Source organism: Catellatospora bangladeshensis (assembly GCF_016862575.1).
Classification (GTDB): Bacteria; Actinomycetota; Actinomycetes; order Mycobacteriales; family Micromonosporaceae; genus Catellatospora; species Catellatospora bangladeshensis.
Map to the genome: position 1 here is coordinate 1 of NZ_BONF01000024.1, position 26,715 is coordinate 26,715.

The 26,715-nt window shown below is 73.2% G+C and carries 19 protein-coding genes; 12 read left to right on the top strand and 7 right to left on the bottom strand.

Annotated elements, in window-relative coordinates:
* The 5 genes from Cba03nite_RS20140 to Cba03nite_RS20160 form a co-directional block, all read left to right on the top strand.
* Window positions 1-1,306, top strand: a 1,306-nt coding sequence (locus Cba03nite_RS20140) for a toprim domain-containing protein (protein WP_203748384.1), incomplete at its 5' end; no start/stop codon positions are given.
* Between the two features lie 106 nt (window positions 1,307-1,412).
* Window positions 1,413-2,282 (top strand): AraC family transcriptional regulator, encoded by an 870-nt coding sequence (locus Cba03nite_RS20145; RefSeq protein WP_203748387.1) that lies wholly within the window; start codon window positions 1,413-1,415, stop codon window positions 2,280-2,282.
* 254 nt (window positions 2,283-2,536) lie between these two features.
* Complete coding sequence (locus Cba03nite_RS20150) at window positions 2,537-3,847, top strand: MFS transporter (protein ID WP_239125899.1); 1,311 nt, start codon at window positions 2,537-2,539, stop codon at window positions 3,845-3,847.
* On the top strand, window positions 3,844-4,827 hold the full coding sequence (locus Cba03nite_RS20155; protein ID WP_203748390.1) for a TolB family protein: 984 nt from the start codon (window positions 3,844-3,846) through the stop codon (window positions 4,825-4,827). The genes Cba03nite_RS20150 and Cba03nite_RS20155 overlap by 4 nt, the downstream gene beginning before the upstream one ends.
* 294 nt (window positions 4,828-5,121) lie before the next feature.
* A complete protein-coding gene (locus tag Cba03nite_RS20160) occupies window positions 5,122-7,617 on the top strand; it encodes a DUF7617 domain-containing protein (protein WP_203748393.1) in 2,496 nt (831 codons plus the stop codon).
* An 81-nt stretch (window positions 7,618-7,698) separates the two neighbouring features.
* On the opposite strand, the gene Cba03nite_RS20165 is transcribed toward Cba03nite_RS20160, so the two are convergent.
* Window positions 7,699-8,313 carry a GNAT family N-acetyltransferase gene (locus tag Cba03nite_RS20165; protein ID WP_203748396.1) on the bottom strand — a complete coding sequence of 205 codons (615 nt, stop codon included), beginning with the start codon at window positions 8,311-8,313 and terminating at the stop codon, window positions 7,699-7,701.
* Window positions 8,314-8,492: 179 nt separating this feature from the next.
* Here Cba03nite_RS20165 and Cba03nite_RS20170 point away from each other — a divergent pair, with 179 nt between their 5' ends.
* The 3 genes from Cba03nite_RS20170 to Cba03nite_RS20180 all read left to right on the top strand — a co-directional run bounded on the left by Cba03nite_RS20170 (window position 8,493) and on the right by Cba03nite_RS20180 (window position 15,557).
* Window positions 8,493-9,227, top strand: a complete 735-nt coding sequence (locus Cba03nite_RS20170; RefSeq protein WP_203748398.1) for a hypothetical protein — start codon at window positions 8,493-8,495, stop codon at window positions 9,225-9,227.
* Window positions 9,228-9,616: 389 nt separating this feature from the next.
* A complete protein-coding gene (locus Cba03nite_RS20175; RefSeq protein ID WP_203748400.1) occupies window positions 9,617-12,250 on the top strand; it encodes a transglycosylase domain-containing protein in 2,634 nt (877 codons plus the stop codon).
* A 178-nt stretch (window positions 12,251-12,428) separates the two neighbouring features.
* The gene (locus Cba03nite_RS20180; protein ID WP_203748403.1) at window positions 12,429-15,557 is read left to right on the top strand and encodes a discoidin domain-containing protein; all 3,129 of its coding nucleotides are present in this window, start codon (window positions 12,429-12,431) and stop codon (window positions 15,555-15,557) included.
* 137 nt (window positions 15,558-15,694) lie between these two features.
* On the opposite strand, the gene Cba03nite_RS20185 is transcribed toward Cba03nite_RS20180, so the two are convergent.
* Window positions 15,695-16,060: a nuclear transport factor 2 family protein gene (locus tag Cba03nite_RS20185; protein ID WP_203748405.1), complete on the bottom strand. Its 366-nt coding sequence runs from the start codon at window positions 16,058-16,060 to the stop codon at window positions 15,695-15,697.
* A 249-nt stretch (window positions 16,061-16,309) separates the two neighbouring features.
* Between Cba03nite_RS20185 and Cba03nite_RS20190 the strand changes: the two genes are divergently transcribed.
* Window positions 16,310-17,923 (top strand): MFS transporter, encoded by a 1,614-nt coding sequence (locus tag Cba03nite_RS20190; RefSeq protein ID WP_203748408.1) that lies wholly within the window; start codon window positions 16,310-16,312, stop codon window positions 17,921-17,923.
* 10 nt (window positions 17,924-17,933) lie between these two features.
* Here Cba03nite_RS20190 and Cba03nite_RS20195 read toward each other — a convergent pair whose 3' ends face one another.
* Window positions 17,934-18,635 (bottom strand): M23 family metallopeptidase, encoded by a 702-nt coding sequence (locus tag Cba03nite_RS20195; protein WP_203748411.1) that lies wholly within the window; start codon window positions 18,633-18,635, stop codon window positions 17,934-17,936.
* A 279-nt stretch (window positions 18,636-18,914) separates the two neighbouring features.
* On the opposite strand from Cba03nite_RS20195, the gene Cba03nite_RS20200 reads away from it, so the two are divergent.
* The 3 genes from Cba03nite_RS20200 to Cba03nite_RS20210 are packed head-to-tail and all read left to right on the top strand — an operon-like array spanning window position 18,915 to window position 22,074.
* Window positions 18,915-20,147 (top strand): sugar ABC transporter substrate-binding protein, encoded by a 1,233-nt coding sequence (locus tag Cba03nite_RS20200; RefSeq protein WP_203748414.1) that lies wholly within the window; start codon window positions 18,915-18,917, stop codon window positions 20,145-20,147.
* Window positions 20,144-21,223, top strand: coding sequence for a carbohydrate ABC transporter permease (locus Cba03nite_RS20205; RefSeq protein ID WP_239125900.1), 1,080 nt, complete (start codon window positions 20,144-20,146; stop codon window positions 21,221-21,223). The genes Cba03nite_RS20200 and Cba03nite_RS20205 overlap by 4 nt, the downstream gene beginning before the upstream one ends.
* A complete protein-coding gene (locus Cba03nite_RS20210; RefSeq protein ID WP_239125901.1) occupies window positions 21,220-22,074 on the top strand; it encodes a carbohydrate ABC transporter permease in 855 nt (284 codons plus the stop codon). Before Cba03nite_RS20205 ends, Cba03nite_RS20210 begins: the two co-directional genes overlap by 4 nt.
* Window positions 22,075-22,081: 7 nt before the next feature.
* Here Cba03nite_RS20210 and Cba03nite_RS20215 read toward each other — a convergent pair whose 3' ends face one another.
* From Cba03nite_RS20215 to Cba03nite_RS20230, 4 genes are read right to left on the bottom strand one after another with little or no spacing between them, the layout of a single operon-like run.
* Window positions 22,082-24,604, bottom strand: coding sequence for a CHAT domain-containing protein (locus tag Cba03nite_RS20215; RefSeq protein ID WP_203748417.1), 2,523 nt, complete (start codon window positions 24,602-24,604; stop codon window positions 22,082-22,084).
* On the bottom strand, window positions 24,601-25,086 hold the full coding sequence (locus Cba03nite_RS20220; RefSeq protein WP_203748420.1) for a hypothetical protein: 486 nt from the start codon (window positions 25,084-25,086) through the stop codon (window positions 24,601-24,603). Before Cba03nite_RS20220 ends, Cba03nite_RS20215 begins: the two co-directional genes overlap by 4 nt.
* Window positions 25,086-25,685, bottom strand: coding sequence for an RNA polymerase sigma factor (locus tag Cba03nite_RS20225; protein ID WP_203748423.1), 600 nt, complete (start codon window positions 25,683-25,685; stop codon window positions 25,086-25,088). Before Cba03nite_RS20225 ends, Cba03nite_RS20220 begins: the two co-directional genes overlap by 1 nt.
* Window positions 25,682-26,662: a S8 family peptidase gene (locus Cba03nite_RS20230; RefSeq protein ID WP_203748426.1), complete on the bottom strand. Its 981-nt coding sequence runs from the start codon at window positions 26,660-26,662 to the stop codon at window positions 25,682-25,684. The genes Cba03nite_RS20225 and Cba03nite_RS20230 overlap by 4 nt, the downstream gene beginning before the upstream one ends.
* Window positions 26,663-26,715: the final 53 nt, after the last annotated feature.

The following is a 26,715-nucleotide window of genomic DNA, read 5'->3' on the forward strand; positions in this document are numbered from 1 at the left end:
GTCGGGCCCGGCGGCGCGCCGTGGCACGGAAGCCATCCCCGCGCCGCGGCGGCCCGGCGGCGTGCCGACGCCCTCCGCCCCGGCGCGCCGGGCGCTCACGCCGGCTACGTCCTCGACGCAGACGCCTCGCCCGAGCGGCGCGCCCGGGACGTCCGCTCCGGCCGCGCGGCGCGGCGATGCCCCGCCCCGGTCCGGGGCCGCCCGGCCGGACCGGGGATCACCCGTTGCGCCGCGCCCGTCGGCAGCCGGCCTGGCGGCGCTGTACGCCGCCAACGCCGCGGCGGCGGAGTTCTACGCCGCGCACCTGCCCGGCAGCCGCGCCGCGGCCGCGTACCTGCGCTCGCACGGCATCGCCTCGGCAGCCGAGGCGGGCGGCGCCTGGCAGCTGGGCGTGGCACCCGCGGGCGAGGACGCGCTGCTGCGGCACCTGCGCGAGCGTGGGTTCGCCGAGCAGGTGCTGCTGGACGCCGGGCTGGTCGCGGTGAGCCGGCTGCACGGCGGCGGCCTGTACGACGTGTTCCGGGACCGGCTGATGTTCCCCGTGCACGCGCCCGGCGGGCAGATCGCCGGGTTCACCGGGCGGGACCTGTCCGGGCGCAGCTTCGCGAAGTTCCGCAACACCGCCGACACCCCGGCCTTCCACAAGAGCGAGCTGCTCTACGGCCTGACGGTGCAGACCGCCGGGTCCGATGCACCCGACCGGATCGTGGTCGTCGAGGGACCCACCGACGCGATCGCCGCCCGGCTGATCTACCAGGGGCCAGGCGCGGGCGGCACGAGGACGGTCGCGGTGGCCTCCTGCGGGACCGCGTTCACCCGCGCACAACTCGACCTGCTCACGCGGGCGGCGGGACCTCACACGTCCCTGGTCATGTCGTTCGACGCCGACCGGGCCGGGACCCGGGCCCTGGAACGCGCCTACCCGCTGGCCGTGACCTGGCCGCACGGGCCGGTCACCGGCACCCGCCCGGCCGGGCACAAGGACATCGCCGACCTGCTCGCGGCCCGCGGGCCGGACCGGGCGCTGCGCGACCTGCTCGCCGCCGAGCGGCCGCTGCCGCTGCTCGGCGTCCGGCAGGCGCTGGCCAAGGCGTTCGGCGGCCGGTTCAATCCCGCCTGGCCCGAGGACCGGGTCCGCGCATACCGGACCATCGCGCCGTACCTGCTCGACGCGGTGGGGCAGGATCAGGTGGACCTGCTGGTACGCGCCGCCGCGCAGCGGCTCGGCCTGGACCCCCACGAGGTCGCCGACGGCGTCGTGGCGCACTTCGCGGCCGAGCACGAGCGCGCCGACCAGCGCCGCTGACAGCCCCCGCCGCTTCCGGGCCCGGCGCCGGATGATCGGATCGGATCGCCACGATCGGGCGCGGGCAGGGTGCGCTCGGCCAGGCTGGAGGGCGAAAGGAGGCCTCATGATCTCGGCACTCAACCGGCTCGTCGATCTCGTCGAGCAGCACCTCACCGAGGAGCTCGACCTGAGCGGGCTGGCCGGCAGCCTCGGCACGACCGAGTACCACCTGCGCCGGATGTTCTCGTCGCTGGCGGGCATGCCGCTGTCGGAGTACGTGCGGCGGCGGCGCATGACCGTCGCCGCCGCCGACGTGGTACGCGGCGGCGACGACCTGCTCGGCATCGCCGTCCGGTACGGGTACGGCTCGTCCGAGGCGTTCGGGCGCGCGTTCCGGGCCGTGCACGGCGCGAACCCGGGCGACGTACGCCGCGACGGAGGCCCCCTTCGCACCCAACCGCAGCTCAGGTTCCGCCTGACCGTCGAAGGAGCCATTCCCATGGACACCCGCATCGTCGACCGCCCCGCGTTCCGCCTCGTCGGACACGCCGCCCGGGTCCCGCTGATCCACCACGGCGTCAACCCGCACATCCAGCAGCACATCGCCGGCCTGCCGATGGCGGAGCACGCGCGGCTCAAGGAACTCAGCGACACCGAGCCGGCGGGCCTGCTCCAGGTCAGCGACGACGTCGACCCCGACGCCACCGAGGGCACGGAGCTGACCTACCTGCACGGCGTGGCCGTCGGCGCGGACACCGCCGCCCCCGGCGACCTCGACGCCATCGAGGTGCCCGCGGGCACCTGGGCGGTCTTCCGGACCAGCGGACCCCACCCGCAGGCGCTGCAGACGGCCTGGGCCGCGACGGCCACCGAGTGGTTCCCGTCGAACCCGTGGCGGCTGCGGCCCGGCCCGTCGATCGTCGCGATCCTCGACCGCGCCGCCGACTTCAGCACCGCGACCTGCGAGCTGTGGCTGCCGGTCGAACCCGCCTGACCGGTACCTCCGGCTTGACCGGTCCGGCCCGGCCGCCGTCACCCCGACGGCGGCCGGGCCGGTCCCGTTCCGGACCCGTATGGGTGAACCGGGCGAATGAGTCAAATGAGTGTCCACAGCAGATCACTCTCCGTGGCAGCGTCTGTGCATCGAGCGCCCGCCCGCCGGTGGTGCGCTGACGATGACGTGGAACGCCCGCGGCCGACGCCACCCCTGTCGCCGTGGGCGTCATGGCGCGGGAGGAGCGCAGCTCCGTGTATCTGTCCACTGTCACCAGTCCCCCGGCCGCCGGCACACCGCCGCGATCCGGGCGGCGCGGCCTGCGGGCCGTCAGCGCGAACGTCTTCGCCCTGGGCACGGTCAGCCTGATCACCGACGTGTCGTCGGAGATGGTCACCGCGGTGCTGCCGCTCTATCTCGTGCTGGGCCTCCAGCTGAGCCCGCTGGCGTACGGCGCGATCGACGGCGTCTACACGGGCGCCACCGCGCTGCTGCGCCTCGTCGGCGGATACGTCGCCGATCGCACCCGCCGCCGCAAGGCCGTCGCGGGCCTCGGCTACACCCTGTCGGCGCTGGCCAAGCCGCTGCTGCTCGCCGCGGGCAGCTCCCTGACCGCGATCGGGCTGGTCATCGCCGCCGACCGGGCCGGCAAGGGCCTGCGCGCCGCGCCCCGCGACGCGATGATCACCCTGTCCACGCCGCCGGAGCAGCTCGGGCGGGCGTTCGGCGTACACCGTGCGATGGACGGGGTCGGGGCGTTCCTCGGCCCGCTGGCCGCCCTCGGCGTGCTCGCCGCGGCCGCGCAGTCGTTCGACGCGGTGTTCGTGGTCAGCTTCTGCGTCGCCGCGCTCGGCGTGACGGTGCTGGTCCTGTTCGTCCGCGACCGCCGCGAGTCCGTGCCCGCGACCGGTAGGGTGTCCGTCCGTGAGGCCGCCGCCCTGCTGCGGGTGGCCCCCGTACGCCGCCTGGTGCTCGCCGCGTGCCTGCTCGGGCTGGCCACCATCGGCGACGGCTTCGTCTACCTGCTGCTCCAGCGCCGCGAGGAGCTGAGCACGGTGTGGTTCCCGCTGCTCGCGGTCGGGACCAGCCTCGGCTACCTGCTGCTGGCCGCGCCGCTGGGCGTGCTCGCCGACCGCATCGGGCGGCTGCCCGTCCTGCTCGGCGGGTATGCCGCGCTCGCAGCCGCGTACCTGCTGCTGTTCGGCCCCGTCAGCGGCACGCCGCTGCTCGTCCTCACGCTCGCGCTGCACGGCGTGTTCTACGCCGCCACCGACGGCGTGCTCATGGCGCTGGCCGGGCCGGTGCTGCCCGACCGCCTGCGCACCACCGGAATCGCCCTCATCCAGACCGGACAGGCCCTGGCCTACCTGGTGTCCTCCATCCTGTTCGGGCTGGCCTGGCAGGTGTGGGGACCGGAGACCGCGTCCCGCGTCGCCGCACTGGCCGTGGTGGCCGCCATCGCCGTGACCCTGCTGCTGCTCAGGCGGCCACCAGCCGGCAGCACCGCACCCCCGGGACCGGCGCCGCGGCCCGAGCCCGCCGCACGGACGGAGAGCGCCCGATGAGCGGCCTCTCGACCCGCGGCCGGATCACGATCGCCGCGGCCGTCACCGTGGCGCTGGCCGCCGCCGGAATCGGGTACGTCCAGCTGGCACGCACCCGCGCCGCCGCGGACACGGTGCCCGCCGCGAGCACCGAGCTCACCCTGGACTCCGGTCCGGGACTGCTGGTCGTCAGCGGCGAGCGGCTGGCCGTCGTGTCGCGCACCGATCCGTCCGGCGCGCGGCAGATCTCCGGTGTCGCATGTGCCCGCGCGTATGCCGCCGCCGGCACGGCCGTGTGCATCCAGCCCGACACGGCGTGGTCGTACCAGCTCGTGGTGCTCGACCGGCAGCTGCGGCCGACACGGTCGTTCGCCATCCCCGGCCTGCCCAACCGCGCCCGCGTCTCCCCCACCGGCCGCATGATCGCCTGGACCACCTTCGTCGGCGGCGACTCCTACAGCACCAGCGGCTTCTCCACCCGCACCGGCATCCTCGACACCCACACCGGCACCCAGGTCACGACCCTCGAAGACTTCGCCATCACCCACGACGGCAAGCCCTACCGCAACACCGACGTCAACTACTGGGGCGTCACCTTCACCACCGACGACAACACCTTCTACGCCACCATGGCCACCGCAGGCGTCCGCCACCTCATCCGCGGCGACCTCGCCGCCAAAACCGTGCACACCATCACCACCAACGTCGAATGCCCCTCCCTGTCCCCCGACGGCACCCGCATCGCCTTCAAACAGGCCGTCGACAGCGACCCCCAACGCGGCTGGCGACTGTCCGTCATGGACCTGGCCACCCACGCCGTCACCCACCTCGCCGAAACCCGCAGCGTCGACGACCAGGCCGCCTGGCTCGACGACCACACCATCGCCTACACCCTGCGCGCCCCCGACGGCGAACCCTCCATCTGGACCGCCCCCGCCGACGGCACCGGCACCGCCACCCCGCTCCTCCCCCACGCCGAATCCCCCGCCGCCCTGCACTGACCGGTCCTCGCCGCCACCCCAAGATCCTGTCGATCTTGCGCGAACTGTTAGGGATTTGTCCGGTTGGCGCGTGTCGTACCCACGGTTCGCGCAAGATCGGCGCGGGAGAGGGAGGGTGGGGGCCGGGCGGGAGCGACACGCTCGGTTACACCCGAAGCGGTGAAGAGGGCACCCCTTCATCACCTCATTCACTGATATATACATTTACAAGGGTTACGTTCTGCGCCTATCCACTGCCGTTCGGTCACGGGCCACCGCCCGGCGACCGGGCAGCCGTCCCGAGAGGCGATCACCGTGCCACGATCACGCATCGGTACCCGACCCGTCCTGCTCCTCGCCGCGGCGCTCGCCCTGGCGCTCGTCCCGGCCGCGGCGCCGACCGCCGCAGCGGAGCAGGCCCAGGCCGCAGCCCCACCCGGCAGCCTGGTCAAGTCGGTGCAGAACGTCACCCATCCCGGCGCGAACCCCGCCAACCACGGCGACAAGGTGAACTGGGTGCTGTCCTACACCGACAACGGCGACGGCGGCGCGGTGTCGGTCAGCGACGCCATCGCCGCCGGGCACACCTACGTGCCCGGCTCGCTGCGGGTGCCGCCGGACTGGACCGCCGCCTGGTCCACCGACGGAAGCACGTTCACCACCACCGAGCCGGGATCGGGCACGGTCGCCGTACGCGGCAGCATCGCCGACCTCCAGCCGGGCGGCACCAGCCTGGCCCGGCTGCTGCTGCCCCCGGTGCAGCCGACCACCACCTCGACCGGCGGCGACGGGTTCACCCCGCTGCTGTACCGGTCGGCCAACGGCGCCGTCGAGTCGTGGAACATCTACCACCACCTCGCCACCACCGCGCCGAAGGTGGTCTGCATCAACCTGCTGACCACCCAGCCGTGCGCGGGCGGGCCCTGGCCCCGGCCGCTCAACAGCACGGCCGGGCCGCTGGGCACCGGCGCCACCGGTGACCTGGGCAGCCCGATGGCGTCGCAGTTCGTGTTCGACCCGGACCGGCCCGGCATCGTCTACTACGCGGCGTTCACCACCACCGCGCTCGGCGTCGGCTGCCTCGACCTGGACGCGCGCGCCAACTGCGGGTTCTTCCCGCTGACGCCCACGGGCGGCTCGCCGGTCAGCGAGAACAACCTGGCCGGGTTCGTCCAGTCCGGCGGTGACGTCTACGGCGTGTCCAGCAGCGGCGCGGTGCTCTGCCTGACCATGGCCACGCAGGCGCCCTGCGCCGGGCAGCCGTACGCGGCGGTCGTCGCCCCGCACGGCACCCAGCCGGGCCCGGCGGGCAGCCAGCACTACTTCGGCTCGATCGTGGCGGCCGGCGGGAAGCTGTTCATGTCGTCGTCGCCGGGCACGGGGGCGACCGTGGGCTGCTTCGACCCGGCCACCAAGGCCGCCTGCACGGGCTGGGCGGCGCCGAAGCCCGCCGGACCGGCCGGGCTGACCACGTACGGCGTGTTCGCCACGTACACCACCACCGGCGACGCGGAGGGCGTGTGCGTGCCGCCGTCCGGCGGGGCGTACCAGCTGCACTGCTACACGGTGGGCGGGGCCGCGCTGACGCCGCCGGCGTTCCCGTCCATGCCGAGCGGGGTGCTGACCTTCAACCCGAAGACCATCACCGGCCCCGACGGTCACCTGCGCAGCTACTTCCCGTTCTGGGGCGGGTCGCTCCTCGGCGCGACCGGCTGCTACGACTGGAACACCGACGCGGCCTGCGCCGGCATGGCCTTCCCGCGCACCCACCCGGGCGTCGGCGGCAGCGGCGCCACCCGCGACTACGGCTACGACTACGACGCGGCCGGCGAGTGCCTCATCGGGCTCGGCGACGCGGGCCTGCTGTTCTCCATGGACCCGATCACCGGCGCGTCGCCGTGCTTCCGGGCCGGCGCCTCGCTCACCCTGACCGCGCCGGACTTCTACTGCGACGGACAGAGCGGGCACATCACCGGATACCAGGACGCCCGCCTGGTCGACATCGACCTGGCCAACATCGACCTGGCCAACTCCAGCGCGACCATCTCGAAGCCGGACAGCACGGTCATCGCGACCGTGCCGTTCGCGCCCGACGGCAGCGTGGACCTGTCCGGGATCTCCCCGGCCACCCACCCGGCCCTGGTCATCGACGCCAGCCTGCGGCTGCTCAACGTCGACGACTTCGGCGGCGGCAACCAGCCGCACCTGGTCGCCGGATTCGAGGGCGACCCGCCGCAGATCTGCTTCCAGTCCACGCTGAGCAGCTCCTGCGACGTGACCGCGGTGTCCAACACCGGCTCCGGCACCGACGCCGGCGGCCAGTTCACCTCCAACACCGTGCAGCTGCCGATCGCGCCCGGCGCGGCCTGCCAGCCGCACCTGGTCGTGAACAAGGAGATCTGCCAGGACACCCGCGCCTCGCGATGCGGGCCGGGCGGCCCCGGACCCTGGGCCAAGACCAGCCCGGCCGGGCTGCTCGGGCTGCTGGGCACCGCGTACTGGCGGATCACCGTCACCAACGACGGCCCCGTCGCGGCATCGCAGGTGACCGTCAACGACCCGGTGGCGGCCTCCTGCGTCAGCGCGGCAGGCACGTTCACCCTGGCAGCGGGGGCGAGCAAGCAGATCCACTGCTCGTCGTTCCTGTTGCTGCTGCCGCTGACCAACACGGCCAGCGTCACCTACCACACGCCGGGAGCGCCGCAGGGGACCCCGCCGACCACATCGGCCACATCCTCGGCGACCGCCTGCTCGATCTTCTGCATCCTCGGCTCGCCCGACCGGGCGATCGAGCTGCGCGAGCGCGGCTGATCCAGCACCCAGCGGGCCCGGGAGACCCCGTCTCCCGGGCCCGCGCCCGTCCGTCACCGGTGGACACCGGGCGAGTCCTGCCTAGAAGTCGACGCGCATCACGGCGCGGCGGTGGCTGGGGCGGCTGACCTCCGTGAAGCCGGCCGCCTCGAAGACGCCGTAGCTGCCGACGTTCAGCTCGCCCCAGGCGACGTCCTCGCCGGGGCGCACGATGATCGGATATCCCTCGATCGCCTGCGCGCCGCGCTCGCGGGCGAAGGTCACGGCGGCGCGGGCCAGCGCCCGGCTGACGCCCCTGCGCCGGAAGCCCGCCCGGGTCACGAAGCAGGCCACCGTCCATACGCTGTCGTCGGTCTTGTCCTCGTATCGCCCCGCCCACGGCACCCGGCTGTTCAGCAGCCTGCGGTACGCGGTGCGCGGCTCCACGGCACACCAGCCGACCGGCTCGCCGTCCAGGAACGCGACCAGCCCGCTGGTCTGCTCCGCCTCGGGGTGCCCGCAGTCGGTGTCCTCCCGCAGCAGCTGGGCGCGGGCCTCCACGGACATGTGCCACCACTGCCCGTCACCGAGCTTGGTCCGCTGGCACTGGCACTGCGCCGCGCCCCCGCGCTTGCCGAACACGGTCTGCAGCTGCTCCCAGGTCACCTCGTTGGCGGGCACCACCGTGATCTCGGGTGCCCCGGCCTCTCCGGTCATGCCCCCATCCTGCACCGCCGACGGGCGCAGCGCTCGCCGCACCGGTGTATGCGACATCCCGGACGATGCGCGCAAGGTTGGCATAGACGGGCGGCGAGTCGTCAAGCATCGATATCCGACACTTCACCCGCGGCGTGTCAACCCGATCGGGACACCCCCTCGGCGACATCATCGAACGCGTGAGCCGCGCTGGACATCCTGCCGCCGTCGAGGTCGCCGCACAGCTCGACTACTACCTCGTGTACGCCAACGCCCGCGCTCGGGATCGCGCTCTCCCACCCGAGGGCATCGTCCTCGAAGAGTTCGTACTGCGCCCCGACGGCACCACGTCCGCCCTGGACAGTGCGGGTTGGACGGCCGCAGGCGGCACCTGGTGGAGCGCCGTCGCGTTCAGTCGTGGCCTGCGCACCGACGCCCGGCTGCGCGCCAGGGTGACACCCGCCGACCGGGCGGGCGCGCAGACGGCGTACCAGACGGCATGCGGGGCGAAGCTGCCGGCGGAGCCGGAGCTGCGCCGCCACTTCCTCGACCGGCTGGAACTGCCCGCATCCGCGCCCTCGCCGCTGGTGCCCACGCAGACCACCACGGAGCGCCGCATCTACCGGGTGCTGCTGGCCGGCGAGCTACCCGAACCCGGGCGTGAGGCGCTGCGCAGCGGTTGGCGCATGCAGCCGTTCGACCGCGTGGACGACGCGGCACACCGCATCGCGGGGCGCACCCGCCGCACGCTGGACGGGCAGACGGTCACCTGGACGCTCCGCCAGGTCGGCACCGAGGCGGACTGGGCCGTCGACCTGTCCACCGACCGCTCCGACGACTCGTCGACGCCCACCCTGGCCCCCCTGCTGAACCGCCTGCGCACCGAGGCCCGCGACCAGGGCCTGATCCCCGTCACCGTCGACCGCCTCCGCTGACCCCGCACCCCACCCCACGGCACGGCACGGCGCGGCCGTGCGCGCGGCGCAGCCAAGGTCATCCGACTTGCCAGGCAGATGGGCGAAAGCGCGGCCAAGATACGCCCATGTGCCAGGCAAGTCGCGCGATCTTGACGGTCGTCCGCACGGCGAGAGGGGTTCGTCCGAGGACTACTGGAAGCCCCGTCTGACCTGGTCAGACGGGGCTTGCGGCGTGCAGTTCCGGGGATGTCGCCGCGGATTCGCGGGAGCTGCCGGGTGTGACGTGATGCGGCGGGTGGAGCGGCCCGTGGGGGTTCGTCGTTAGAAGGGTGCAAGACCAGACATCCCGGACGTGAATCCGGGCCGACGACCGCTCCGCCGCAGCGGCGACCCGAAGGGTGTGACAGATGACTTGGCCCCCGGCGCCCACCTCGGGCCGCTCCCCGATGCCACCCGACGACAACGACGCCACCTCGGCCGACACCGCGGGCGGGAGCGGGTCCCCCGACCCGGACCGCACCGCCACCACCCCGCTGACGCCGACCGTCGGCAAGGTCGCGGGGCGCGCCGCCGTGCCGACCGTCGCGGGCCGCGCGCCCACCGCACCGTGCCGCCCGACGCCCGGCGGTTCGGGCCGGGCCACCGTACGCGCCGCCGGACCGGCCCCCGAGGGACGTCCGGGCGGACGCACCCAGGGCAAGCGCGCCAATCGCAAGGGCAAGGCCCGCAAGCGGTGGGGACGCAGCATCCTGCTGGCCTCGGTGGCGATGATCGTGATGCTCGCGGGCGGCGGCCTGATCGCGGGCACCTACTTCTACGACTCGGTGCCCGAGCCCGCGGACTTCAGCGAGAACGAGAACACCTTCGTCTACTCCTCCGACGGCGAGCAGATCGCCAAGCTCGGCGGCGAGAACCGGCAGATCGTCGCCATGCCGACGCTGTCCGACGAGGTGAAGGCCGCGCTGATCGCCGGCGAGGACAAGAACTTCTTCCACCACAGCGGCATCGACCTGTGGGGCATCGCGCGCGCCGCGTGGAACAACCTGACCGGCGGCGAGACCCAGGGCGCCTCGACGATCACCCAACAGTACGCCCGTAACGCCGCCAAGGACCTGGAGGTCAGCTACGCCCGCAAGCTGCGCGAGGCGGTGATGGCGCGCCGCCTGGAGGAGGAGCACAGCAAGGACGAGATCCTCGGCTTCTACGTGAACACGGTCTGGTTCGGCCGGGGGTCGAGCGGCGTGGGCGCGGCGGCCAAGGCGTACTTCGGCAAGCCGGCCGACAAGCTTACGGTCGAGGAGGCCGCGGTGCTGGGCGCGGTGCTCAAGCAGCCGGAGCCGAACGAGGCCGACGGCAGCAAGGGCTTCGACCCGCACTTCAACCCGGACGCGGCCCGGATCCGGTGGAACTACGTGCTGGACAACCTGGTCGAGATGGGCCGGATCGACGCCCAGGCGCGGGCGGCGATGGTCTACCCGGACAAGGCGCTGCGCAAGTACTCGGCGAAGTCGGGTGAGACCGGCGTGCAGGGCACCGGCACGGGCTTCGTGATCCAGAAGTACGTGGACCGGGAGATGACCGCCTGGGGCATCACCGACTGGCGCAACAAGGGCTACCGGATCACCACGACGATCAACGCGAAGGCGCAGAAGGCGCTGGAGGCGCAGCTGTTCCGCACCTTCGAGTGGAAGCAGTCGTGCACCGGCAAGGGCGACCAGAAGCAGTGCACCAACGACGTCGAGGACGCGATCGACGTCAAGGGCACGAAGATCAACGGGTATCCGAAGAACGTGATCGCGGCCGGGGTCGCCATCGACCCGAAGACGGGCCGGGTGCTGGCCTACTACGGCGGCGCCGACGGCACCGGCATCGACTACGCCGGGAAGATCAACGAGGGCACCATCTGGGAGGACGGCGGCCACCCGCCCGCGTCGTCGTTCAAGGTGTACACCCTCGCGGCCGCGATCGACGCGGGCATCTCGCTGAAGTCGACCTGGGACCCGACGCCGATCACCGCCACCGGCAAGAACAGGAACTGCGACAAGTACAAGCTGTGCCCGTACGAGGTGGAGAACGCCGGCCGCGACCCGGGCAAGCTCAAGTGCAAGCGCAAGTGCACGCTGAAGGACGTCACCCGGATGTCGCTCAACGTGCCCTTCTTCAAGATCGCTAAGAAGATCGGCCCGGACAAGGTCGTCAAGATGGCGCACGCGGCCGGCGTCAACACCATGTGGGCGCTCAGCGACGGCAAGGCGCGTGACCTCAGCGACCCGGCCACCGACATCAGCCGGGCGTCGTTCGACTACCAGGTCGGGTTCGGGCAGTATCCGATCACCGTGCTGGACCACGCCTCCGGCATGGCGACCTTCGCCAACCACGGCATCTACTACAAGCCGCACTTCGTGATCAAGGTCGAGAAGAAGGACGAGAAGACCGGCAAGTACAAGCTCGTCCCGCAGGCCGGGGAGGTCTTCCAGGCCGAGCGGCGCATCCGGGCCGAGGTGGCCGACGAGGTGACCGGGGTGCTCAAGACGATGCCCGGCTACTACTACCACCCGCTGCTGGGCCGTCAGGCCGCCGCGAAGACCGGCACCTGGGAGAGCAAGACCAAGGAGAACGCCCACTCCAACGTGTGGACGGTGGGCTACACGCCGCAGATCGCGTCGGCGATCTGGGTCGGCAACGTCAAGAACGCGTCCGACCCCATCTACCGGCCGGCCAAGCTGGGCGGCGGCAACATCACCAGCGTCGGCCTGCCCGCCGACATCTGGCAGGGCTTCATGAACGCCGCGCACACCGGCATGAAGCTGCTGCCCGAGCCGCTGGCCAACGGCACCGGCGGCAAGCTCGGCGAGTCCGAGGGGGTCGGCGACGGCGTCGACCCGCCGAAGAAGGACGACGACGAGGACTGCGACGACGACGAGAAGAAGTGCAAGAAGAAGCCGGCGCCCGGCGGCAGCCCCGTGCCGTCACCGCCGCCGGGCGGCGGGCCCGGTCCTATCGTGCTGCCGACTCCGCTGCAGTCCCTGCTCGGCGGCTGACCTGGTACGCAGAGCCCGGACGGCGGTGCGCCGTCCGGGCCGGTCGGGCACGGGTTGACTAATCGGCCCGACTCTATGAAGCTGCTTTGGAGAGCGCTCTCCAAACACGACGCGTCCACCGTGGCCGTCCCCCACGCGGCGCGTCCTGTCCCGTCCCGCACCACGACAGGAGCAGCCCATGTCCATCCCACCCGTCGCCAGACGGGCCCGGTTCCGCCGGGCCGCGCTGGCGGCGTCCGTCACCGCCGCTCTGGTACTGCTCGCACAGTCCCTGGTGGCCAACACCCCGGCGCAGGCCGCCGGCCCCCTGATCTCGCAGGGCAAGCCGGTCACCGCGTCCTCGACCGAGGGCGCGGGCACCCCGGCCTCCGCCGCCGTCGACGGCGACCCCGGCACGCGCTGGTCCAGCACGTTCAGCGACCCGCAGTGGATCCGCGTCGACCTCGGCGCGACCGCCGCGATCGACCAGGTCCGGCTGGTCTGGGAGACGGCGTACGCGACCGCCTTCCAGATCCAGGTCTCGCCCGACGGCAACACCTGGACCAGCATCTACTCGACGACCACGGGCACCGGCGGCACGCAGACCCTCGCGGTCAGCGGCAGCGGCCGCTACGTGCGCATGTACGGCACCACCCGGGCCATCGGCTACGGCTACTCGCTGTGGGAGTTCCAGGTCTTCGGCGTCATCGGCGGCCAGCCCAGCCCCAGCGCGAGCCCGAGCACCAGCCCGAGCCCGAACCCCAACCCGGGCGGCACCCCGATCTCTGAGTTCAAGAAGGTCGAGGCGTCGTCGTACGAGGGCGGCAACGCCCCCGCCGCCGCGCTCGACGGGCGCACCACCACCCGCTGGTCCAGCCAGTTCAGCGACCCGCAGTGGATCCGGGTCGACTTCGGCGGCACGGCGACGATCAGCCGGGTCGTGCTCAACTGGGAGTCCGCGTTCGCCCGCGCCTACCGGATCGAGACGTCCGCCGACGGCACGAACTGGACGAGCATCTATTCGACGACCGCCGGCAACGGCGGCATCGAGACGCTGAACATCAGCGGCAGCGGCCGCTACCTGCGCCTCTACGGTACGCAGCGGGCCACCGGCTACGGCTACTCGCTGTGGGAGCTGCAGGTGTTCGGCACGGTCAACACCTCGGCGACCACCCCGCCGATGCTGTCCGGACCGACCCGTCCCCCGGCGACCACCGGCCAGTTCCAGCTGACCGGCCCGGCCGACGCGGCGATGGTCACCTCCACCCGCCGCCCGGCGCTGAGCTGGAACGCCGTCGGCGGCGCGGCCCGCTACCAGGTCTGGATCAACATCAGCCGCACCGACTACGACTTCACCCAGTCGGGCAACCTCATCGACCTGTACACCAAGGTCGCCGAGCCCACCGGCACGACCTACACCCCGACCTGGGACCTGCCCGACCGCTGGACGTACAAGTGGTACGTGGTGGCCGTCAACAGCTCCGGCGGCACGGTCTCCGTCTCGAACATCCGGAAGTTCAGCGTGTACCTGCCGGTGCTGGAGACGGTCGCCGACGGCGTCAACATCGTCAACGGCAGCCGCGACCTGAACAAGAACGGCGCCATCGAGCCGTACGAGGACTGGCGCCTGCCGGTCGAGACACGGGTCAGCGATCTCCTCGGGCGCATGACGCTGGAGGAGAAGGCGTACCAGATGTTCTACAACGCCCAGGCGTTCAACCGCTCGGGCTGGCACTTCGGCCCCGCCGAGGGCCCGGACCTGCACAACTTCCTGCTGTCCTCGGCGACCACCCGGCTGGGCATCCCGTTCGTGTCCGCGGGCGACACCATCCACGGATACAAGACCACCTACCCGACGCAGAGCGCACTCGCCGCGGGCCGCAACTACCCGCTGCAGTACAAGCTCGGCGACATGCAGCGCCGCGAGCAGCTCGAAGTGGGCACCCGCGGCGTGCTCGGCCCGCTGGCCGAGGTCGGCACGAAGGTGATCTACCCCCGGATCCAGGAGGGCAACGGCGAGAACGCCGACGTCGCCGCCGCCCAGGTGCGGGCGCTGGTGGCGGGCCTGCAGGGCGGTCCGGAGCTGAACCCGGCGTCGGTGCTGGCCACGGTCAAGCACTGGCCCGGCGAGGGCGCCGGCGGCGAGGCGCTGATCGTGTACGACTCGGTCACCGTCAAGTACCACATGATCCCGTTCCGGGCGGCGATGGAGGCCGGTGCGGTCAACATCATGCCGGGGTACGCGGGCAGCTCCCTGCTCGACCCGGGCGGCCCGGGGGCCGGCGACAGCGCGCCGATCCTGGCGTACCTGCGCAACAACCTGGGCTTCACCGGCCTGATCACGACGGACTGGCTGCCGTCGGGCTCGTGGGTCGGGGCGGCCAAGGCCGGTTCGGACGTGATGGGCGGCGCGGACCCGGGCGCGCCCGGCTACTCGATGGCGACCTTCACCTCCGGCGTGCCCGCGGCCCGCATCGACGACGCGGTCCGGCGGGTGCTGCGGCTGAAGTTCCAGCTCGGCATCTTCGAGGCGCCGTACGGTGACCCGGTCAACGGCACCTACCGGATGCACCAGCCCGCGTACACGCAGCTGGCGAACCAGGCCTCGCGTGAGGCGATGACGCTGCTGAAGAACAACGGGGTGCTGCCGCTGCGGCTGAACGCCGGGGACAACATCGTGGTGGCCGGTCCGCGCGCCGCGGACTCGCTGGCCTGCTGCATCTGGACCAGCTACTTCCACCAGGAGTACGGCTCGAAGAACATCATCGACTCGATCAGGGCGCGGGCGGCGACCGCCGGGGTCAACGTGTACCAGGACTCCGGACCGTCTCCCAAGCTGGCGATCGTCGCGGTCGGTGAGGGCTCCTACACCCACGCCACCAACTGGGTGAAGGAGCAGCCGTTCCTGCCGCCGGACCAGCTGGCGGTGATCCAGAACTTCCGCAACCAGAACATCCCGGTGGTGGTCGTGCTGGTGATGCCGCGCCCGTACGTCATCACCGAGTGGGACGCGCTGACCGCCGCCACCGTGGTCACCTACCGCGGCGGTGAGGAGATGGGCCCGGCGCTGGCCAGCCTGCTGTTCGGCGACTACGCGCCGAGCGGCAAGCTGCCGTGGCAGCTGCCCCGCAACCTGTCCGACGTGCTCCGGCCCGGCGGCACCGACGTGCTGGCCGACGCGGTCGAGTTCTGGGACCTGCCCTACGACCTGGGCGCCACCACCGCCCAGCGCAACGAGATCAGGGCCCGCATCGACGCCGGACAACCGGTGCCGACCAACTACGGCAACCCGCTCTACCCGTACGGAGCCGGCCGCACCGGCTGGTAACCCTGAAAGGAAGGGCACCTTCTTAACGCTCTGCGTATAGGAAGGTGCCCTTCTTAACGCTCCTGGCACGTAGCCCTGCGGCGTGAAACGGCCGGGCGGCCGGCCCCTTCCTCTCGGGTCGGCCGCCCGGCCGCCGCTCAGCGGTGGTCGTTCTCCTTCAGCTCGATCACCCACGCCCGGCGCTCGGCGATCAGACCGCCGCGCATGACGAACACCTCGGCCATGGACATGCGCATCACCGAGCCGTCGGTGCGCCGGGCCTCGCCGGTCAGCTCGGCCATCACCACGTCGTCCTGTTCGACCATCCGGACCAGGTCCAGCGTGGGCGGCTGGATGAACCCGGGACCGTCGATGGCCTCGTCGTAGGCCTGCTTGCCGGACAGCTTGAACGCGCCGTAGACGGTCCAGGTGATGTCGTCGGTCAGGCACGACAGGATCTGCGCGTGGTCGTTCTTGCGGAACCCGTCGAGGTATCGCTCGACCGTGCGCTTGTTCTCCGACATCGGATCTCCTTCCGCCGGGCCTGCCACGGCCCAACGTATCGGGCGGCCCGCCGCTTACGCGTCCGCCACACCGGTCCGCGCGGCGCCGGTGTACGCCGGAGGCCGCCGCCTGCGGGCGGCCCGTCATGAGACGGACGGAGCCGCCGGCCGGATCTCGACATCCCGTCGCAGGAGATCCGCGCGAATGCGCACCACGAGCGCGCCCGGTGGGTGACGCTGGCATCCGGACCCCGGTGAGAGGAGGCTGCCGTGACCGGCGACGCGACCCGCACGGCGGCTGCCGCGACTTCGGCCGTCGTACTGCCCACGCTGGCGGCGGGCCAGTTCCTGATGACGCTGGACAGCTCGGTGATGAACGTGTCGATCGCGACGGTGGCGCAGGACGTCGGCACCGACGTCACCGGCATCCAGAGCGCGATCACGATGTACACCCTGGTCATGGCCGCACTCATGATCACGGGTGGCAAGGTCGGCCAGATCATCGGCTACAAGCGCGCGTTCGCGCTGGGCTGCGTGATCTACGGCGCGGGCTCGCTGCTGACCTCGCTGGCCCCGAACCTGACCGTGCTGCTCATCGGCTGGTCGCTGCTGGAGGGCATGGGCGCCGCGCTGATCCTGCCCGCGATCGTCGCGCTGGTCGCGGCCAACTTCGGCCGGTCGCAGCGGCCGCGCGCGTACGGCCTGGTCGCCGCGTCCGGTGCGATCGCGGTGGCGGTCGGCCCGCTGATCGGCGGGGCGCTGACGACGTACGCGTCCTGGCGCTGGGTCTTCGCGGGAGAGGTCGTCGTGGTGCTGGGCATCCTCGCGCTCACCCGGCGGATGAGCGAGCTGCCGCCCTCCCCCGGCACCCGGCTCGACCTGGGCGGCACGGCCCTGTCCGGGCTGGGGCTGGTGCTGGTCGTCTACGGCATCCTGCGCGCCGGGGCCTGGGGATTCGTCAACCCGAAGCCGGGCGGCCCGTCCTGGCTCGGCCTGTCGCCGGTGTTCTGGCTGGTCATCGCGGGCGGCCTGGTGCTGCTGGGCTTCCTGTCGCGGGAGCGGCGCCGCCGGGACCGGGGGCAGCCGGTGCTGATCGACCCGGCGATGCTGGACAACCGGCAGCTGCGCGGCGGCCTGACCGCGTTCGGCTTCCAGTACCTGCTGCAGGCGGGCCTGTTCTTCACCGTGCCGCTGTTCCTGTCGGTGGCACTGGGCCTGTCGGCCGTCGACACCGGGGTGCGCATCCTGCCGCTGTCGGTATCGCTGCTGGTCGCGGCGGTGGGCGTCCCGCGTTTCCTGCCTCAGGCCTCGCCCCGGCGGGTGGTGCGGGTGGGCTTCCTGGCGCTGCTCGCCGGGCTGGTCCTGCTGGCCGCGACGCTGCAGCTCGGAGCGGGTCCGGCGGTGGTCACGGGGCCGCTGCTGCTGGCGGGGCTGGGCATCGGCGCGCTGGCGTCGCAGCTGGGCGCGGTGACCGTCTCGGCGGTGCCGGACGAGCAGAGCGCCGAGGTGGGCGGGCTGCAGAACACGATCACGAACCTGGGCGCGTCGGTGGGCACCGCGCTGGCCGGGGCGGTGCTGATCTCGGCGCTGACGACGTCGTTCCTGACCGGGATCCGGGACAATCCGGCGGTGCCGGACTCGGTGTACCAGCAGGCGCAGGTGCAGCTCGCCGCCGGGGTGCCGTTCGTGTCCGACGCGCAGCTTTCGGCCGGGCTGGCCGCGGCGGGGGTGGACCCGGCGCAGGCCGAGGCGATCGTCGCCGAGAACGAGCAGGCGCGCCTGGACGGGCTGCGCGCGGCGCTGGCGCTGCTGGCACTGGTCGCGCTGGTGGCGCTGTTCTTCGCCCGCCGCCTGCCCGCCCGGCAGCCGGGCGAGAGCGGATAGGCGGCGCCGGTCAGGCGGCCGGCTGGGCCTCGATCTCCAGCTCGAAGTCGATGCCCTTGGCCGAGAACCAGCTCATCGGGTTCTGCACCGCGTCGTTGACGTAGACCTCGAGGTGCAGGTGCGTGCCGTACGCGTAGCCGCTGTTGCCCACCAGGCCGATCTGCTCGCCCGCGCCGACCTGCTGGCCGACCTTGACGAGCACGGCGCTGGCGTGGGCGTAGACCGTCTTCACGCCGCCGCCGTGGTCGACGGTGACCGAGTTGCCGAAGGCGCCGTTCCAGCCGGCCTGCACCACGATGCCCTGGTGCACGGACGCGAACGGGGTGCCCTCCGGCAGGCCGCCGAGGTCGAGACCCTTGGGCAGCAGGCTGGAGCGGACCGCGTGCTGCGGGACGATGTCGTAGTCGTGCAGCGGGAGCACCCAGGAGTCGGCGGAGGTAGCGCTGACCGAGGTGTCCATGGTGCGCTCGGCACGGTTGGCACGGTCGGCGGCCTGGGCACGCGCGTCGTTGACCGCCGCGCCGGCGGCCACCTCGACGATCGGATCGCTCTTGGCGTCGTCGACGGTCGCTCCCGCGCCGAACGCCACCACACCCGCACCGGCCGCCGCGGTGGCCAGGACTGCCGCGTACCGGCGGCGGGACGGCGCTGCCGCGCGACGCCTGCCGCGATACCTGTCGCCTTCCTTGGAAACCTCTGGCCGGTATTGCACGCGATGCTCCGCTTCTGTCAAGGGCAAGAGACAAGGTAGCGAACCCGAAGACGTGGCCACAAACCATCTACCGTGACAGAACAATGACGCAGTGTTGTCTCCGCTGGTGACCGGGTGGGCAAATCGGACATTAATTAACTCAAAGTTACGGGCGTCACTGGATGTCACGTCCGCCGTCCAGGTACCGCCGATCGGTTCAACCCGCCCGGAGCAGACGAATCCGACAGGTGCGGTATGCCCGTCGCGTGACAGCGGCGGCGCCTCCTCGTTGGCCATGTCGTGATCAAAAAGCGGGGCAGGCGCGCCGTGCTCGCCGCGGCGCTGGTGCTGGCACTGCCCGCCTGCGGGGAGGGCTTCGGGGGCGGCCCCGTCCCGCAGCAGACCGGCCCGGCCGCGCTGCGCGTGCTCATCAGCTCCTCCGGGGAGGCGGAGACCCGCGCGGTCACCGCCGCGGCACAGCAGTGGGCGGCGGCCGAGGGCCACACCGTCACCGTCATCCCCGCTCAGGACATCGCGCAGCAGCTCGGCCAGGCGCTGGCGGGCAGCGACCCACCCGACGTCTTCTACGTCGACGCGGCCCGCTTCGCCGACTACGCCGCCGTCGGCGCGCTGGAGCCGTACGCCGAGCGGCTGCCCGCCGCGGGCGACTTCTACCCCGCGCTGCGGCAGGCGTTCACCTACCAGAACCGCTTCTACTGCGCCCCGAAGGACTTCGCGACGCTGGCGCTGCAGGTCAACGGCCGGCTATGGGCGCGAGCCGGGCTCGGCGCCGCCGACGTGCCACGCGACTGGGCGGGGCTGCGTACCGCCGCCTCCCGGGTGAAGGCCGTGGGGATCGTGCCGCTCGTACTCGACTCGTCCTTCGACCGGGTCGGCGCGTTCATGCTGCAGGCGGGCGGCTGGCCGGTCAGCGACGACGGCACCCGGGCCACCGCCGACAGCCCGCAGAACCGCCAGGCGCTGGAGTACGTGCAGGGCCTGCTCCGCGACGGGCTGGCCCGCTACCCGCAGCAGGTCGACACCGGCTGGGCCGGGGAGGCGTTCGGCCGGGGCATGACCGCGATGACGATCGAGGGCAACTGGATCCGGGGCGCGCTCGCGGCCGACTACCCCGGCCTCGCGTACACGGTCCACGAGCTGCCGGCGGGACCGGCCGGTCCGGGCACGCTGTCGTTCACCACCTGCTGGGGCATCTCGGCCCGCAGCCGGTTCAAGGCCCAGGCCGTGGGGTTCGTCGAGGCGATGACCACCGCCGACGCGCAGCTGGCCTTCGCCCGCGCGTACGGCGTGATGCCCTCGCTGGTCTCCGCCCGGCAGGCCTACCTGCGGGAGTTCCCGGCCGACGAGCCGTTCCTGGCCGGCGCCGACTACGCCCGAGGGCCGGTCAACGCACCGCACATGGACCGCGTCATGTCGGACTTCGACTCCCAGCTGGCCCGGCTGGCGGTGGCCGACCCGGCGGTGATGCTGCGCCGCCTGCAGCGCAACATCACCGCGGCGCTGGAGCGGTGAGCGTGGGACGGGGCGGCGTCCGCCGCCCGGAGGCGGTCGCGGGGTGGCTGTTCGTCGCCCCGATGGTGGCGGTGCTCGGCGTGTTCCTGCTGCTGCCCATCGGCATGGCGCTGTGGGTGAGCCTGACCGGCTGGAACGGGCAGGGCAGCCCGTTCCAGCCGGGTGTGCCGTTCGTCGGGGCGCGGAACTACACGCAGCTCTTCCTGCAGGAGGGGCTGACCCGGGACCATTTCATGATCAGCATCCGGAACAACCTCTACTACGTGGCCGCGGCCGTGCCCGCGCAGACCGTGCTCGCGCTCGGGCTGGCGCTGGTCGTGGACCGGCGGTGGCTGCGCGGCCGGACGTTCTTCCGCTCCGCCTACTACTTCCCGTCGGTCACCAGCTCGGTCGCGATCAGCGTGGTGTTCCTGTTCCTGTTCGCCAACTCGGGCGCGGTCAACGCGCTGCTGGCGTACCTCGGCATCGACGGGCCGCAGTGGTTCGCCGACCCGCGCGGGCTGATCCACCTGGCGCTGGGCGGCCTGGGCCTGGCCGACCCGGACGCACCGCCCGCCGCCCTGGCCGACCACGGGTTGTTCGGGCTGTCCTGGTGGGAGTGGCTGGCCGGGCCGAGCGTCGCGATGACCACGATCATCATGCTGGTGGTCTGGACGACCGCGGGCACCTTCATGCTGATCTTCCTGGCCGCGCTGCAGGACGTGCCGCCGCAGCTGCGCGAGGCCGCCCTGGTCGACGGCGCGAACGCCTGGCAGCGGCTGCGCCACGTCACCCTGCCGATGCTGCGGCCCGCCCTGTTCCTGGTGGTGACCCTGGGCCTGATCGGCACCTGGCAGGTCTTCGACCAGATCTACGTGATGAGCCAGGGCGCACCGGCCAACACCACGCTCACCCCGGCGTACCTGTCCTACCGCACCGCGTTCGGCGACTTCGAGTACGGCACCGGCGCGGCGATCTCGTTCGTGCTGTTCCTCATCATCGTGGCGTCCACGCTGCTGCAACGGTGGCTGATGCGCGAACGCGACGGGTCCGCCCCGCGCCGCCGGTGGTGGCAGCGGATGCGACGGACGTCGTGACCGGGCGGGAGCGGCACGGCACCGGCGCGCGCCTGCGCAGGATGCTGGCCTACGCCGTGCTCATCCTGTTCGCGCTCGTGTTCCTCTACCCGTTCGTCATCCAGACCGCCACCGCGTTCAAGACGGAGCCGGACGCGGCGGCCCATCCCCTGTCGCCGATCCCCGATCCGGTCACCACGGAGGCGTTCGCGCAGGTGTTCGGCGGCACCGGCTTCCCGTTGTGGGTGGTGAACTCGCTGGCCGTCACCTTGCTGATCACCGCCGGGCGGGTGTTCCTCGACTCGCTGGCCGGATACGCCCTGGCCCGGCTGCCCTTCCGCGGGCGGGGCGCGATCACCGCGATGGTGCTGGCCGTCATGGCCGTGCCCGGCGTGGTGCTGCTGATCCCGAAGTTCCTGGTGCTCAACCAGCTCGGCCTCTACGACACCTACACCGCGCTGGTGCTGCCGCTGATCGTGGACGCGGCCGGGGTGTTCATCATGCGGCAGTTCTTCCTGTCCGTGCCGCCCAGCCTGGAGGAGGCCGCGCGCATGGACGGCGCCGGGGTGTTCCGCACCTACTGGTCGGTCATCCTGCCGATGGCCAGGCCCGCCCTCATCACGCTGACCATCCTGTCGTTCCAGTCGTCGTGGAACGAGTTCCCGCACACCGTGGTCGCGGTGCAGGACCCGGCCCTCTACACGCTGCCGCGCGGCATCGCGAACCTGGTCGCGGGCTCGCTCGGGGCCGGCACGCAGTACCCGCTCAAGCTCGCGGCCGCGCTGCTGGCCACCATCCCGGTCGCGATCATCTTCATCGTCTTCCAGCGCTACTTCGTACGCGGCGCGGCCGAGGGCGCGAGCAAGGAGTGAGCGCTGCTCAGCCGGCCCCGAAGCAGACGAAGCCCGCCGGCTCGGTCTCGCCCGCCGCGGCGGCCAGGGCGGCGGCCGGCGCGGCGCCCGCGGCCAGCCGCCGGTGGAAGCCCGTCATCACGCGCATCGCGACGTCGTCGGCGACCCGGCCGACGCTCGCCACCACGGTCGCGGTCCCGGCCGCGATCAGGGCGGTGCTCAGCCCGACCGACTCGTGGCCGGGCCGCACGTCGGCCAGGCCCAGCTCGCAGGCCGACAGCACGGCCACCCGGGGCGCGACGGACAGCTGCTGCAGGTCGTAGCCCATGAGCGGGCCGTCGGCCAGCTCGAACGCGGAGAACAGCGCGTTCTCGCCCTGATGCCTGCCGTGCGCGGCGACATGGAGCAGGGCCGCGCCGTCGCAGCCCGCCAGGGTCGCCGCCGCCGTCGCCGCCGGGCCGGTGAGCACCCGCGCGCCCGGGTGGCAGCGCGCGATCCGGTGCACCTCGGCCGCGGCCCGGTCGTTGCCCGGACCGGCCACCAGCAGCGCCGGACCGGCCGGGCCCGGCTCGCCGTAGGCCCGCTGCCGTGCCGCGTACCAGCTCGTCGCGGACGCGGCCACGGTGACCGGCCGGCCGGCGGCGCCGGGCAGCAGGCTCCACGGGACGGTCAGCAGCTCACCGGTCGGCACGAGCACCAGGTCACGGTCACCCGCGACGGCGAGCACCGGCCCGAGCACCGCCGCGGCCAGCTCGGCGGCGTCGCGGCGCACGGACGCGAGCACCGCGTCGGCCAGCCGGGGTGGCAGCGCGCGCCCGGCCCGCGCGTCCAGGGAGGCGCGCAGCCGCATCGCGACCTCGGCCGCCACGTCCGGGCGGCCCACGTCGACCAGCAGCGCCGTGCCACCGGCCAGCACCAGGGCACGCAGTGCCGGGCCGTCGTGCAGGTAGACGGCCATCGCGGCGTCGCCGAGGGCCTGCGCGACGGTGCCCATCGGCGCCGGGGCGCCGCCGGTGCCCGGCCCGGCCTGCGTCCAGGAACGGTGCCGGATGCGCCGCTCCAGCTCGGCGGCGTGCGAGCGCTGCGCACCGGCCGGCCGCCCGGCGCGCTCGGCCTCGCGTACGGCCAGCCGGACCTGGCGCAGGGCCTCCAGGGCGGCGGCGGTCTCCGGGTCGGCGGGCGGGCGTACGGGCGGCAGCAGCAGCGCCTGCGCCCGGGAGCGTTCAGCCCAGGCGAACACCTCGGCCGGGCGGCCCCGGTCCAGCGCGCGGCGCAGCCCGGCCTCGGCCAGGTCCCGCCCGTGCACCGCGGCCCCGGTCTGCAGGTCGAGGCAGCCCACCTGGGCGCGGTAGCGGTGCAGCTCCGCCAGGCCCGTGACCAGCTGGCGCGCTGCCGTGCCGGGCCTGCCCGACGCGGCGGCGACCTCGGCCCGTGCCAGCCGGGCCAGCACCCGAGTGTCCAGCCGGTCGCCGTGCCGCAGCACGCCGTGGCGGCGCAGCGCGTCCTCGGCGTCGGCGGTCCGGCGCAGCGCGGCGCTCGCCCGCGCGGCCAGCAGCCCCGCCACCCGGGCGTCCTCGTCGAGCGCCAGTTCGGACAGGCGGGCGGCGAGGGTGTTCGCCCGGCGCAGCAGCACCCGGTCCGGCCCGCCCGCCGCGTACGCCGCACGCAGGTCGACCAGGTCCGCCAGCGCCGCCCAGCGCCCGTTGCGCCGTTTCAGGAAGCAGGACCGGGCCTGCCCCGCCCAGCGCCGCGCGTCGGCGTGCCGGCCCGCCAGCAGGGCGGCCTCAGCGCGGGCGAGCAGCGCCTCGGCCTCGTCCTGGCCCATGCCCTGGGCGCGCAGCCGCTCCAGCGCCGCCGCGAGGTCGTCGTCCGCCTCGCGGAACAGGCCCGCGGCCAGCAGCACCCGGGCCCGATCCAGGCTGAGCAGCGGCAGCGCGCCGGGCGCGGAGCGGGCGTACTCGACCGACAGAGCCGCGAACGCGCCCAGCGCCCGGGGCAGGTCACCGGCGGCGAGATCGAGCAGAGCCAGGTTGTGCCGGGCCTTGGCGGCGATCAGGCCGAAGCCGTGGCGCTGCGCCACCCGGGCGGCGCGGCCCAGGTCGGCACGGGCCGCCGCCGGGCGGGGCGCGTGCAGGTGCAGCACGGCCCGGTTCAACAACACCCGGGCCAGGTCGCGGGGCTCCCGGCGCTCGTCGAGCACGCGCAGCGCCCGGCCGTACTCCGCCAGCGCCTCTTCGTCGCGGCCGGTGCGGCGCAGCATCACCGCTCGCTGCCCGTGCAGGGTGCCGCGCTGCTCGGGCGGCAGCAGCCGTTCGGCCTCCGCCAGGTGGCCCAGGCCCTCGGCGATGCGGCCCAGCTCGGAGACCGCGTAGGCGAGGCTGACCAGGATCCGGGCGCGCAGCGCGGCGTCGGCGGCAGGGTCGCCGGGCGGGGCGTCGTCCAGCGCCCGCAGCGCCGCGCGGTGCCGCCGCGCGCCCAGCGCCGGGCGCATGTCATTGGTGGCCGCGACCCCGGCCGCGTGCAACTCCGCGGCGCGCGGCCGGTCGCTCACAGCACGATGCCGGGCGTCACCACGGTGCGCAGCCCCGCCCCGTGCACCAGCAGCTGGGCCAGCCCGTGCGGGATGCCGGTGAACACGAACCGGCCTGCCTGATCGGCCTGCGTCGTGTGGACCACGTCCTGCCCGTCGGGCCCGGCCGCGGCGGTGCGCAGCTCCACCCGCAGCGGCGCGGGCGGGGCCAGCCAGCCGTCGACGCGTACCCCGTCGTCGCCGGGCAGCACCGACACCATCAGGCTCAGCAGGTCGCAGTCGAACGTGATGGTGCGCGCCTGCTCGGCCGCCCGCGCCCCCGAGCCGACCAGCGCGTCGTGCTGCAGCCGCGCCGCCTCCACGTCAAGGTCGGCCAGCCGCAGCGCGAACGAGACCCGCTCGTCCAGGTCGGCCGGGGGCGGGTCCACCGCGGCCCAGGTCCGCGCCAGCGCGTCGAGGATGTCCGCGTCGAGGTCGTCGAGCAGGCCGTCCGGGTCGCTCATCACCGGCTCCAGGTGGGATCGGCGAGCAGCAGCTCGCGTACTTTCGCCAGGCAGCGGCCCCGGGTGGGGCCGATGCTGCCCCGGGGCATGCCCATGGCCTCGGCGAGCACGTCGTAGTCGGGCCGGTCGACCAGCGCCACGACGCGCAGCAGGCGGCGGCAGCGGTCCGACACCGCCTGCAGGGCGCGCCACAGCGCCCGGTCGCGTTCGTGGGTCAGCACCTGCTCGTCCACGTCGGCCGCCGGGGACAGCGCGTGCTCCACCACCTCGGAGTCCGGATCGGCCCCGGCGCGCTCCTGGCGCAGCAGCCGCCACGCCTCCCGCCGGGTGGTCGTCGCCAGCCAGCCCAGCAGCGCCTGCGGGGTGCGGATGGTGTCGAGGTGGCGTACGAACACCAGCCACGTCGTCTGCACCACGTCGGCGGCGGGCTCGGCGTCCAGGCCCTGGGCGCGGGCGACGTGCCACAGCAGCGGGTTGACCTCGCGCACGATCGCGTCCAGCGCGCCGCGGTCGCCCTCACGCGCCTTCTCCAGCAGCCCCGCCAGGACCGCCGCACGGCCCTCGGCCGGGACGGTGCCCGCTCCGGCCGCCGCCGTCATGCGGTCTCCCGGTCTTGGAGCTCCAGCGGGGCGGGCGTCGTGAGGTCGTTCAGCACCCGCTCGGCCCGCTCACGGGCCGTCGTGGTGTCGAAGGCGGCCACGCCCGCGGACTCGTCGAGCAGCGCCTTGGCCAGCATCCCGGCGTAGGCCGCGGCGGCGAACGAGGTGCCGCTGCCGATGCCGTAGCCGGTCAAAGGCTGTTGCAGGTGCCTGCCGTGAACGGCCATGTCGCCCAGTGTCGAGAGTCCGCCGCCGTGGGTCAGCGGCGTCGCGCTGACCACATCGACCCCGAGGCAGTAGCGGGTGACCCACGGCGCGCTAGGGCTGAAATCGGCGAGCTTTCGCTCGGCGGTCACCGCGCCGACCGAGGCCACGAGTGCCAGTTCTGAGGCGAACGCGGCCGGGTACACCGGTTGGGAGGTGCCGAAGTTGCCGGCGGCGGCGACGAGGACCGTGCCGCGCTCGGCCAGCCGGTCCACGGCGGCCCGGACCTGCGCCTTGTAGCTATCGTCCGTGGGCAGCGAGTGGAAGCCGATCGCGAGGCAGATCACGTCGATGAAGCTGGGCTGCTGCTCGTAGAGGTAGTCCAGCGCCGCGAGGATCTGGCCGCTCGCGATGTGCCCGGCGTTGTCGCGGTCGAGCGTGACCGACAGGATCAACGCGTCCGGCGCGTGCTGGCGGACCAGACCGGCGACGAACGTGCCGTGGTGGGTGCCGTAGTCGGCGACCGGCGGGCGCGCCCAGCCCTCGTCGTACGCGTCGATGAGCACCGGGTCACCCGGGTCGCCCTGGAACCAGGGGTGCGCGGGATCGACGCCGGTGTCCAGAACCGCGACGACGGGCCGCCGCCCACCCGACACCCGCGTCACCGGAAACCGCCGTGGCTCCTGCACGAACCCGTAGAAGGGCACGAACGGCATCCCGTGGGTGTCCTTGATGCTGAACCCGTGCTCGGTCACATGAACCCTGTCCGCCACGACCCAGTCCCCCTCCGGCAGCCGACCCCGTCTGTTCCACAAGAGAGTGTGGT